The sequence below is a fragment of the Blastomonas sp. SL216 genome, assembly GCA_026625625.1.
Lineage (GTDB): Bacteria > Pseudomonadota > Alphaproteobacteria > Sphingomonadales > Sphingomonadaceae > Blastomonas.
The window spans coordinates 3579515-3591420 of sequence record CP113055.1 but is presented as its reverse complement, the minus strand read 5'-3'; the positions used below and the strand labels follow the sequence as shown (position 1 = coordinate 3591420).

The following is an 11906-nucleotide window of genomic DNA, read 5'->3' as shown; positions in this document are numbered from 1 at the left end:
TTGTATCTTCAGAAGGTGTATTTTGCCGCCATCTCCAGGCGGTCCATCTGCCCCTTCAGACCATTGGCCACTTCACGCTCGGCGTGACGCACTTCGACGCCGATGTCGAGATTCTTGACCGGGGACCAGAAGAGATTGAGCGCCGCGCTGTACGCGGAAACATTGGCGAGCCCCGGCACGGTGATGCCGCCGGGATAGTCGGCATGGCTGTAGCCGACCGCCAGGGTCGAGCGCAGATTGCCCGTCCAGCCAAGCTTGAGCGAGGCAAAGCCCGCGAAATTGCCGACATTGATCAGCCGGTTGCCCAGCACATTGCGGTCGTACAGCGCGTCGGGCGCATAGCCGAGGCCGAGATAGCGACCGATACCATCGCCATAGGTCGCGCTGAAGCGGACATCGTGGCGCTTGTCCGGCCCGAAGGCAAACTTGCCGCCTGCCGAAATGCCCCAGGCGACCATGTCATCTTTGCTGCCGCCATCATGCACCGAAAGCTGGCGGACCAGTCCTGCGACATGCAGGTCCAGATTGGGCTGCTTGTAGACCAGCTTGGCAACCAGATCGGGCACGCGGTCCTGGTCGTTATCGGCCAGCGCGGCATTGGTGGTGTTGACCGTCTCTGTCTGCGGATTTTCCAGCGCCAGATGCAGTTCCAGCTCCGGGCTGAGCGGCTGGCGGTACTGGACGATCATCTGCCGCACGAACACCGTGCCTTCCAGCGGCCCGACGAAATCGGTGCTCTCGGGCAGCAGCGCCGGGTTCTGGAAGGTGGTCCATTCCTGACCGATCAGGAACTTGTCGTAGGTGAGGAAGGCGCGGCGCAGCGTTGGCGTATAGGCATTGGTCGCACGCTGCGCGCCCGGCGGCGCCGTCGCCAGCGCGAAGTCGAACTCGATATGGCTTTTCAGTTCCTTGCCCGCCACCGGGGTCGAGCTGGTGAAGAACAGCCGCGTCTGGCGCGCATTGGCCATGAAGTCCCGGGTCGATGTGCCGCCGACCGGGATCTGCTGCGGCAGGTAGAATTCCTTGCCCAGCGATCCGCCAGCCAGCATGCCATCGTCATAGCGCGTCGCGCTCGCCACGGCCTTGACGAAGCCGCCCAGCTTGAAGGTGGTGCCGCCGACGCGGAAGCCCTCGGCAGGCGCGCTCGGCTTGGCCTCGAGCGCGGCCAGCCGGGTCACCGCTTCCTCGCTGCGGCTGGCAGCCTCGGTCGCCGCTGCGGCGGTCTCTGCCTGCGCGTTGCGGGCGGCGCTCAACTCGGAGCGCAGCGCCTGCATTTCGGTTTCCAGCCTGGCCAGCCGCTCTTCCAGCGCCGCTTCGCGCGCCGTCTGCGCCTGCGCCATCTGCGGCGCGACCAGCGCGCTGGCGGACAGCAGAACCGCTCCCCATGATCGATAACCCCTTGGCATCGCGCTCTCCTCAACCCCGCTCCGGGTTCTCCCGGTAGCCGTTGCAGTCTTTGCCGAAAGCGCCTCGCCTTCCAGAGCGACCATGGTCGAGGGTCTACGACCTTTGTCTAATGGTCCGGCGCGCCGCGAGCGGCCTATCATGCGCTCAGCCCTGCGCCCTCAGACGCAGCCTTATGAGGAGAGTGACAATGGCCGAGAGCATCTATCCCGTGCCCGCCGACTGGGCCGCCAACGCGCTGATCACCGCGCCGATCTATGAAGAGCGCTATGCACGCTCGATCGAGCAGCCCGACGCCTTCTGGCGCGAGGAAGCGCAGCGGATCGACTGGATCAGGCCGTTCACCAGGGTCAGCGAGGCAAGCTTCCATGAAGCCGATTTCGGCATCAGCTGGTTTGCCGATGGCACGCTCAACCTCGCCGCCAACTGCCTCGACCGGCACCTGGCCGAACGCGGCGACACGGTCGCGATCCTGTGGGAGCCCGACAGCCCGGACGAGCCCTCGCGCGCGATCACCTATCGCGAACTGCACGAACAGGTCTGCCGTTTCGCCAATCTGCTCAAGGCGCAAGGCGTGCGCAAGGGCGAGCGGGTGACCCTTTACCTGCCGATGGTGCCCGAAGCGGCCGTCGCGATGCTCGCCTGTGCGCGGATCGGCGCGATCCATTCGGTGGTGTTCGCCGGCTTCTCGCCCGAGGCGCTCGCCGGGCGCATCCAGGATTGCGACAGCCGCATCGTCGTCACCGCCGATGAAGGCTTGCGCGGCGGCAAGCGCGTGCCCTTGAAGGCCAATGTCGATGCGGCGCTCGGCCATCATTGCGAGGCGGTGGAGACCGTCATCGTCTTGAAGCGCACCGGGGCGGACGTGCCGATGGTGGAGGGCCGCGACATCGACTGGGCGCGGGGCGTCGCGGGCCAGTCCGCCGAATGCCCGGCGGAGGAGATGGGCGCGGAGGACCCGCTGTTCATCCTCTATACCTCGGGCTCCACCGGCAAGCCCAAGGGCGTGCTGCACACCACCGGCGGCTACAGCGTCTGGGCGGCGATGACCTTCCAATATGTCTTCGATTACCGCCCCGGCCAGATCTACTGGTGCGCCGCCGATGTCGGCTGGGTGACCGGGCACAGCTATGTCGTCTACGCCCCGCTGATGACCGGCGCGACCACGGTGATGTTCGAAGGCGTGCCGACATGGCCCGATCCATCCCGCTTCTGGCAGATCGTCGACAAGTTCGGCGTGGAGATCTTCTACGGCGCCCCCACCGCGCTGCGCGCGCTGATGCGTGAGGGCGACGAATGGGTCACGAAGACTAGCCGCAAGTCCTTGCGCCTGCTCGGATCGGTGGGCGAACCGATCAATCCCGAAGCCTGGGAATGGTATCACCGCGTCGTCGGCGAGAGCCGCTGCCCGATTGTCGACACCTGGTGGCAGACCGAGACCGGCGCGTGCATGATGACCCCGTTGCCCGGCGCTCATGCGCTGAAACCGGGCTCTGCCGCCAACCCGATGTTCGGGGTAAAGCCGCTGCTGCTCGACAATGAAGGCCAGGTGATCGAGGGCGCAGGAGAAGGGTGCCTGGTCATCGACCGCAGCTGGCCCGGCCAGATGCGCACCGTCTGGGGCGATCACGAGCGCTTCTTCCAGACCTATTTCACCACCTTCAAGGGGCTGTACTTCACCGGCGATGGCTGCAAGCGCGACGAGGATGGCTATTACTGGATCACCGGGCGCATCGACGATGTGATCAACGTCTCCGGCCATCGCATGGGCACGGCCGAGGTGGAAAGCGCGCTGGTCGCGCATCCCAAGGTGGCAGAGGCCGCTGTGGTCGGCATGCCGCATGCGGTCAAGGGCCAGGGCATCTATGCCTTTGTCACCACCAATGTCGAGGTCGAGCCCGACGAGCAGCTGCGCCGCGATCTGGTGCAATGGGTCCGCCGCGAGATCGGCCCCATCGCCACGCCCGACATCATCCAGTTCACCCCCGCCCTGCCCAAGACCCGCAGCGGCAAGATCATGCGCCGCATCCTGCGCAAGATTGGCGAGAACGACCTGTCTAACCTGGGCGATATATCGACGCTTGCCGATCCCCAGGTTGTCGAGCATCTTGTCGCGGGCAGACCGCAAATGGCAGACGCGACATAGAAACGATCCTGATCGCGGATGACCACCCGCTGTTCCGCCAGGCGCTGGTCCTGGCGGTCAGCCGGGTCGCTCCGCAGGCGCAGATCCTGGAAACCGGAACGCTGGCCGCCGCCGCAGCCGCCGCGAGCACGGCTGAGGGTCTGCGTCTCATCCTGCTCGACCTCAAGATGCCCGGCGCGATGGGCTATTCGGGCATTGCCATGCTGCATGCCGAGCGGCCCGAAGTGCCGATTCTGGTGGTGTCCAGCGCCGAAGGGGCCGCGGTCGCCGAAGAAGCGCGGCAGCTGGGCGCCGTCGGCTTCCTGTCAAAGGACAGCGATCTCGACACCATCGAAGCGGCGATCGCGCGAGCCCTGGGCGGGCGCGCTCCTGCCGCGGCACCTGTCGGCACGCCTGAGCCGCTGCCACAGGACGTCGCCGGACTCACCCCTACCCAGCTGCGCGTGCTGCGCGAGGTCATCGACGGCAAGCTCAACAAGCAGATCGCGCACGACCTGGCCATGAGCGAGGCGACGGTGAAGGCGCACATGACGACGATCATGCGCAAGCTGGGCGTGCAGAACCGCACCCAGGCCGCGCTGGTCGCCCGCTCGCTGGGACTGGACCTCAAGCACTAGGCCGGTTAGCGCGCTCCAGCGACCGACGCCAGAAACCCGCCGATCAGGTCCGCGCCTGCCGGCTTGGCGATCAGCACCACGCCCATGTCGGCCGCCCGCCGTGCGACGTCGGGCGAGCCCTGTGCGGTCACCAAAGCGGCGGGCAGCGCCGGGTGCCGGGCGCGCAATGCGGCGATCAGCGCCAGCCCGTCGATGGCCGCACCCAGGTGAAAATCGACCAATGCCGCATCAAACGGCCCGGCCAGCGCCAGCGCGGTGTCCGGATCGCCTGCCCCGGTCACCCGATGGCCGAGCAGCGTCAGCAGGCTCACGGTGCCCTCGACGATCAGCGGATCATTGTCGATCACCAGCACCTTGAGCGCCTGGCCCCGCGCACTGGCGAGCGGCATGGGCTGCGCTGGCGCAGGGGCACGGTGCGCGGCGGCGGCAGGCAGCGACAGGCTGAACCGGCTGCCCTTGCCGGGGACCGAGCGCACCTCGATCACCCCGCCCAGCAGCCGCGCAATCCGTTCCGACAGCGCCAGGCCCAGCCCCAGCCCTTCGGCCTCGACCGCACCCAGCCGGGTGAACTCGGCAAAGATCGTGTCGATCTGATCCGCCGCGATGCCCACCCCGGTATCGACAATGTCGATGCGGATGCGCCCGCCGCGCCGCCGCGTGCCGACCAGGACGCCCCCTTCAGGCGTGTAGCGCAGCGCGTTGGACAGGAAATTCTGCAGGATCGACCGCAACAGGCCAGGGTCGGTATGCACGTCTCCGCCAAGCGTACCGATCCGCAGCGCCAGCGCCTTGTCGTCCGCCATGGGCGCGAAGCTTTCGACCAGGTCGGTCAGGAAGGGCGCCAGCGCCACCGGTTCGGGGCTCGGCTCCACCCCGCCTGCATCGAGCCGGCTGATGTCGAGCAGCGCGCGGATCAGCCCGTCGGCCGCTCCGATCGCGCTGTCGATCCGGCGTGCCAGCATCTGCGTGCCCGGCTCGGCATCGCGGGTCAGCGCCGCAGTGAACAACCGCGCGGCGTGCAACGGCTGCAAAAGATCATGGCTTGCCGCCGCCAGAAAGCGCGTCTTGTCGCGCGTCGCCTCAGCCAGCTGGCGGTTGGCGCTGCTCAGCTCCTGCGTGCGGTCGGCAACGCGCTGTTCCAGCTCGGCGAGCGTGCGCTCGAGCTCGTCGCGCATCCGCGCCTCGTCGCTGATATCGGTGAAGCTGGTGACATAGCCGCCGCCGGGCATCGGCCCGCCCACGGTCTTGATCACGCGCCCGTCCTTGCGCTGCCGCTCGAAGCTGTGCGGCTGGCCGCGGCGCATGTGCATCAGCCGCTTGTCCACATGATGCTCGATATCCTCCGAGCCGAAATCGCCGAGCCGCGCATTGTAGCGGATCAGCTCCGCGATCGGCGTGCCCACCCGCACCAGCCCGGGCGGATAGCCGAATATGTCGAGATACTGGCTGTTCCACGCGATCAGGTTCATCTCGGCATCGACCACGCTGATCCCGGCATCGACATTTTCAAACGTCGCCGCCAGCAGCTCGCGCGAAAAGCGGAGCGACTGACCGCGCTCGCCGAGCAGGCGCGTCACATCGGCAAGGCTCATCTGGCTGCCCGCCAGTGCCGAGGCGACCAGAGCGCGCGCCGAGGATGCCCCCACCACGCGGGCGATCAGATCGCGTGCGCGCTGCGCGGCGGCACGAGTGATCGCGACGCCCGGCGCTGCATCGGGAAATTCGGCCAGCGCGCGCTCGGTCCCGACAAAGCTGGCGGTCAGCCGGGCGAGATCATCCAGATCGCTGATCTTCTGCGCCCCGCGCAGTTGCCACAGCAAGGGCCGGGCCTGCACCTTGCGCGCGGCAACCAGGCTATAGGCGACGAGGTTGCACCCCAGGCTCCACGCCACGCCATGCACCAGCGGCGAGGCATTGCCGATGCCGAACAGCCGCATCGGATCGGCCAGCGTGCCTTGCAGCGCCATCATCCAGCCACCGGGCAGGATCGGCGGGAGGGCGAGCGTGTAAAGCCACAGGGCAAAGCCTATGCCCAGGCTCACCCGCGCCGCCAGCGCATCGCGCCCGCCGCCCTGCGTCGCCAGGATAAGATGCGGGGTGAACTGCGCCATCGCGGCAAAGGCGACGAGGCCGATCGAGGCCAGCGTGTTCTCCGCCGGGATCAGCAGCGCCCAGGCGAGCGAGGCGGCGACGATGCCCAGGATCGAGGCGCGCCGCACGCGCAGCATGCGCCGTCCGAATGCACCCTCGGCCGCGTCGGAGCGGTCGCGCTGCAGCAGCGCGGGAAAGATCAGGTCGTTCGAGACCATGGTGGCGAGCGCAGTGGAATCGACGATGACCATCGATGCCGCCGCGCTGATACCGCCGACCAGCGCCAGTACCAGCACCGCGTTGCTGCCCGCCAGCGCCGGGATTTGCAGCACATACAGGTCCGCTCCGGCTTCTGCCTGCACCATGCTCGCGCCCGCCAGCGCAATGGGCAGCGCCATCACTGCCATCACGGCAAGATAGGCAGCCAGCCCCAACCGCGCCCGGTGCAGCGCGCCGCTGTCCTGCGCCTCGACCAGGCCCATATAGAATTGCCGGGGCAGCGCGATGATCGCCATCAGCGAGATGAGGAAGATGACCGCGAACTCGACCGAAAGCCGCTCGGGCCGGAAATTCTCGGCAATCAGCGCCGCGCCGCGATCGACCGCGCCCGCGTCCGCCCCCGAAAGTAGCAGCACCGCCACCGCCGCCACTGCCGTGAGCGCGACGATCTTGATCACCGATTCCAGGCCGATGGCGTAGACCAGCCCCTCGCTGCGCCCGGCGAGCTCATAGCGGCGCGCGCCGAACAGGATCGCGAACAAGGCGAGCAGCAGCGCGGCACCGATCATCGCCGCATCGGCAATCGGGCGGCCAGAGGCGAGCGACAGCCCCCCGCCGATCGAACGGAATTGCAGCGCGACATAGGGGATGGTGCCGACCAGCGCGATCAGCGTCACCAGCCGCGCCACGCCATTGTCATGGCCGAAGCGCGCGGCGATGAAATCGGACACGGTGGTCGCCTGTTCCTCCGCCACCGCCTGGGCCAGCCGCTTGAGGAAGCGCGGGGCGAGCAGCAACAGGCAGATCGGCGCGAGATAGATCGGCAGGTAGAACCAGCCATCGCGCACGATGCTGCCCACCGCGCCATAGAAGGTCCAGCTGGAACAATAGACCCCCAGCGCCAGCGTATAGGCCAGCTGGCGCAACCAGGGCCAGCGCTGCGCCTCGCCGGCGCGCCGCTCCACCAGCGCCGCGACCGCGAACAGCAGCAGGATGACGGCAAGCCCGATAAATGCCGCAGACGGCAGGCTCATGGCACCGGCAAGCTCCTCCCCCGGCCCGGTCGGGCTCGTGAGGCGCTACCCTATGTCAGCGGGGCAAGCGCGGTCAATCGCGCCCGACGAACAGCTCCGCCATCGCATCGATAATCGCCTCGCGGTCGAGCCGGTAGGTGCGGTACAGGTCGGGCAGGTCGCCGGTCTGGCCGAAGCGGTCGGTGCCGAGCGGGCTGACGCGGTGACCGCGGACGCCGCCGAGCCAGGACAAGGCTGCGGGCGATCCGTCGAGCACGGTGACCAGGCCCGCACTCGGTGCGAGTGCCCCCAGCAGCCTGGCGACATGGCTCTGGCCGCCGGGATTTCCGGTCCAGCGCGCCGAGCGTTCTGCAGACCAGTCGCGGTGCAGCCGGTCGGGCGAGGTCACCGCGAGCAGGCCGAGGCCGGGAATGTCGTCCTTCAACGCATCCCAGGCCGCCAGCGCTTCCGGAGCGACCGCGCCGCAATAGGCGATCGCGGCCTCGGCCCCCGGCGCAGGCTCGCGCAGCCAATAGGCGCCGGCAAGCGCCTCTGCCTCCCAGGCGCTGTCGCGACGCTGGACCTGTTCGATGACGCGGGTGGTGAGCCTGAGATAGACCGACGCGCCATCGTCTGCCTGCATATGCGCAAACGCGAAAGCCATCATCAGCGCGACCTCATCGGCGAACGCCGGTTCGAAGCTTTCCAGCCCCGGTTGGCCCATGCCGATCAGCGGCGTGTTGATCGACTGGTGTGCGCCGCCTTCGCCCGCCAGCGTGATGCCCGAAGGCGTGCCGACCAGCAGGAAGCGCGAATCCTGGTAGCAGCCGTAATTGAGCGCATCGAGCCCGCGCGCGATGAACGGATCATAGACCGTGCCCACCGGCATCAGCCGCGTGCCGAAATGCGGGGCGGACAGGCCCAGAGCCGCGAGCGCGAGGAAGAAATTGTTCTCGGCAATGCCGAGCTCGATATGCTGGCCCGCGCGGTGCGCCGCCCATTTCTGCGCCGAGGGGATTTTCACGCGCTGGAACACATCGGCCAGTTCCTGCCGCCGGAACAGCCCGCGCTGATTGACGAACGCGCCAAGGTTCGTCGTCTGCGTCACATCGGGCGCGGTGGTGACCAGCCGGTCGGCCAGCGGCGCATCGGACTTGGCGAGATCGTGCAGGATCTTGCCGAACGCGGCCTGAGTGGATTGCTCGGCCCCTTCGGGCACGGGCAGCCGGTCGGGCAGCGGGATCGCAGGCGCGGCATATTCGGCCTGTTTGCGCGCGATCGGGGAGTCGGAGACGAAAGCCTTCAATGCGCTGGCGAGATTGTCGCCCAGCCCCGACCATTTGCCCCATTCCTCGCCCGGTGCGATGCCCAGCGCATCGCGGAAACCCTCGATCTGGGCCCCGTTCATCATGCCCGAATGGTTGTCCTTGTGCCCGGCGAGCGGCAGGCCGAAACCCTTGACGGTATAGGCGATCAGCAGCGTCGGGCGCTCGTCATCCATGCTGTCGAACGCGTCGAGCAGCGTCTCGATACAGTGCCCGCCCAGATTGGTCATCAGCTGCGCCAGCCCTGAATCGTCGAACGAGCCGAGCAGCTCGGCCACCCCGCGCTTCTTGCCGATATCGTGCATCAGCCGCTCGCGCCATGCCGCGCCGCCGAGATAGGTCAGCGCGGCAAAATCGGCATTGGGGCAGGTCTCGATCCAGTCCTCCAGCGCCTTGCCGCCGGGCCGCTTGAACGCCGCGCGCTGCAGCTTGCCATGCTTCAGGGTGACGACGCGCCAGCCGCAGGTCTCGAAGATATCGTCGAAGCGGCGGAACATGCGGTCGGCGGTGGTCGCATCAAGCGACTGGCGGTTATAGTCGACGATCCACCAGCAGTTGCGCAGGTCGTGCTTGTACCCTTCGATCAGGCACTCGTAGATATTGCCTTCGTCGAGTTCGGCATCGCCCATCAGCGCGATCATCCGCCCCGATTGCTCCTCGCGCAATTGGCCGTGCGCGATCAGATAGTCCTGCACCAGCGACGAAAACGCGGTGATCGCCACACCGAGGCCCACCGAGCCGGTCGAGAAATCCACCGGAATGCTGTCCTTGGTGCGCGAAGGATAGCTCTGCACGCCGCCCAGCCCGCGAAAGCGCTCCATCTTCTCGCGCGTCTGCTCGTCGAGCAGATAGTGGATCGCGTGTAGCACGGGTCCTGCATGCGGCTTGACCGCCACCTTGTCCTGCGGGCGCAGCGCGTGGAAATAGAGCGCCGCCATGATCGCGGTCATCGACGCGCAGCTCGCCTGATGTCCGCCGACCTTCAATCCATCGCGCTTTTCGCGAATATTGTTGGCGTTGTGGATCATCCAGGACGACAGCCAGCGCAGCCGCTGTTCGATCTCGGTCAGCAGCCGGACGGTTTCAGCGCGGCTTTCGGTGGTTACAGTATCTATGACCATGGCGGGCCTTTGCTTCGGATCGGGGGAATCGTGTTCCTCCCATGCCCGAAACCGATGACGATCATCCAGCATTTTCGTGCCGCGAACGACAACGCGGGGTTGCCGCCGGTTGAACCCTTGGCGGCTTGCTGCTAGCTGCGCGGCGGACTCGCCGGGGTCGCCTGCGCGCGTCCCAATCTCGCCTCTTGTCGCAAGGACAGCTTATGGTCCCCCGTTATGCCCGCCCGCAAATGACCGCCATCTGGGAGCCTGAGGCGAAGTTCCGCATCTGGTTCGAGATCGAGGCGCACGCCACCGACGCGCTGGCCGAGATCGGCGTGGTGCCCAAGTCCGCCGCCAAGGCGCTCTGGGCCTGGTGGGCGACCAACCCGGTCATCGATGTCGCCGCGATCGACGCCATCGAGGCGGTCACCAAGCACGATGTCATCGCCTTTCTGACCTGGGTGGCCGAACAGGTCGGCGACGAGGCGCGCTTCATGCACCAGGGCATGACCAGCTCGGACGTGCTCGATACGTGCCTGGCCGTCCAGCTCGCCCGCGCCACCGACATCCTGCTCGAAGACATGGACGCGCTGCTCGCCGCGATCGAGCGCCGCGCGATGGAGCACAAATACACGCCGACCATCGGCCGCAGCCACGGCATCCATGGCGAGCCGACCACTTTCGGCCTCAAGCTTGCCCAAGCCTATGCCGAATTCGACCGCTGCCGCGCCCGCCTGAAGGCCGCGCGCGCCGAGATCGCCACCTGCGCGATTTCGGGCGCGATCGGTACCTTCGCCAATATCGACCCGCGCGTCGAAGCGCATGTCGCCAAGAAGCTCGGCCTGGCGCTCGAGCCCGTTTCGACCCAGGTCATCCCTCGCGACCGCCACGCCATGTATTTCGCGACGCTGGGCGTCATCGCCTCGTCGATCGAGCGGCTGGCGACCGAAGTGCGCCACTTGCAGCGCACCGAGGTGCTGGAGGCGGAGGAATATTTCTCCCCCGGCCAGAAGGGCTCTTCGGCCATGCCGCACAAGCGCAACCCGGTGCTGACCGAGAACTTGACCGGCCTGGCCCGCATGGTGCGCAGCGCCGCCATCCCGGCGATGGAGAACGTGGCACTTTGGCACGAGCGCGATATCTCGCACAGCTCGGTCGAGCGCTATATCGGACCGGATGCGACGATCACGCTCGACTTCGCGCTGGCGCGCCTGACCGGGGTGGTCGACAAGCTGCTCGTTTACCCTGAGCGGATGCAGAAGAATCTCGACAAGATGGGCGGGCTTGTCCACTCGCAGCGCGTGCTGCTGGCGCTCACCCAGGCCGGGGTCAGCCGCGAGGACGCCTATCGCCTGGTCCAGCGCAACGCGATGAGGGTGTGGGAATCGGACGGCGCGCTATCGCTGCTCGAACTGCTCAAGGCCGATGCAGAGGTCACGGCGGCACTCTCGGCAGAGGAGATCGAGGAGAAGTTCAACCTCGATTACCATTTCAAGCATGTCGACACGATCTTTGCGCGGGTTTTCGGCTGAACCTGGCTAGCTGGCCCGAGGCTGGTCAAGCCGGGATAATGCCCCTATGCTGTCCCATCGACCGCCGGGACGCGGGCAGGACTTGAAGGAGGCTGGACTTGAGAGAGACTGGGCGGTCATGCAGTTTCTGAAGACGCTGATGCTCATCATGGTCGCGGTGGTGTTCGTCGTTTTCGCGTATAATAACTGGCAGGCCGTCACGGTCGACCTGTGGGGCGGATTGCAGCTGGTCACCAAGCTGCCGGTGCTGCTGATGCTGACCTTTCTGGCGGGCTTCGTTCCGCTCTGGGCCTATCATCGCACCGCCAGCTGGCGGCTGAAACGCCGCATCATCACGCTGGAGGCCAACCAGGCGCGCGCAGCATCGGTCCCGGCACAGGCGAGCGCGCCATCGCCGGTCGCCGAAGTTCCCGCCGAGCCGGAACCTGCGCTGCGGTCGGTCTGAAGGATCATAAC

At 67.1% G+C, this 11906-nt stretch carries 7 protein-coding genes; 4 read left to right on the top strand and 3 right to left on the bottom strand.

The genetic code is table 11. From position 1 onward, the window contains the following. Positions 1-8 precede the first annotated feature (8 nt). Positions 9-1406 carry a DcaP family trimeric outer membrane transporter gene (locus OU999_16935; GenBank protein WAC23397.1) on the bottom strand — a complete coding sequence of 466 codons (1398 nt, stop codon included), beginning with the start codon at positions 1404-1406 and terminating at the stop codon, positions 9-11. A gap of 188 nt (positions 1407-1594) precedes the next feature. Between OU999_16935 and acs the strand changes: the two genes are divergently transcribed. Together acs and OU999_16925 are read left to right on the top strand one after the other, a co-directional pair. Next, the gene (gene acs, locus OU999_16930) at positions 1595-3550 is read left to right on the top strand and encodes an acetate--CoA ligase (GenBank protein ID WAC23396.1); all 1956 of its coding nucleotides are present in this window, start codon (positions 1595-1597) and stop codon (positions 3548-3550) included. Continuing rightward, positions 3547-4167 (top strand): response regulator transcription factor, encoded by a 621-nt coding sequence (locus OU999_16925; protein ID WAC25461.1) that lies wholly within the window; start codon positions 3547-3549, stop codon positions 4165-4167. The genes acs and OU999_16925 overlap by 4 nt, the downstream gene beginning before the upstream one ends. A gap of 5 nt (positions 4168-4172) precedes the next feature. Here OU999_16925 and OU999_16920 read toward each other — a convergent pair whose 3' ends face one another. Both OU999_16920 and OU999_16915 read right to left on the bottom strand, forming a co-directional pair. Next, entirely contained in the window at positions 4173-7511 is a 3339-nt protein-coding gene (locus tag OU999_16920; GenBank protein WAC23395.1) for a PAS domain-containing hybrid sensor histidine kinase/response regulator, read from the bottom strand. A gap of 73 nt (positions 7512-7584) precedes the next feature. Then, positions 7585-9936 carry a transketolase gene (locus OU999_16915; protein ID WAC23394.1) on the bottom strand — a complete coding sequence of 784 codons (2352 nt, stop codon included), beginning with the start codon at positions 9934-9936 and terminating at the stop codon, positions 7585-7587. A 203-nt stretch (positions 9937-10139) separates the two neighbouring features. Between OU999_16915 and purB the strand changes: the two genes are divergently transcribed. Both purB and OU999_16905 read left to right on the top strand, forming a co-directional pair. Continuing rightward, a complete protein-coding gene (gene purB / locus OU999_16910) occupies positions 10140-11450 on the top strand; it encodes an adenylosuccinate lyase (protein WAC23393.1) in 1311 nt (436 codons plus the stop codon). A 118-nt stretch (positions 11451-11568) separates the two neighbouring features. Continuing rightward, entirely contained in the window at positions 11569-11895 is a 327-nt protein-coding gene (locus OU999_16905; GenBank protein ID WAC23392.1) for a hypothetical protein, read from the top strand. The last annotated feature ends 11 nt before the right edge of the window (positions 11896-11906 follow it).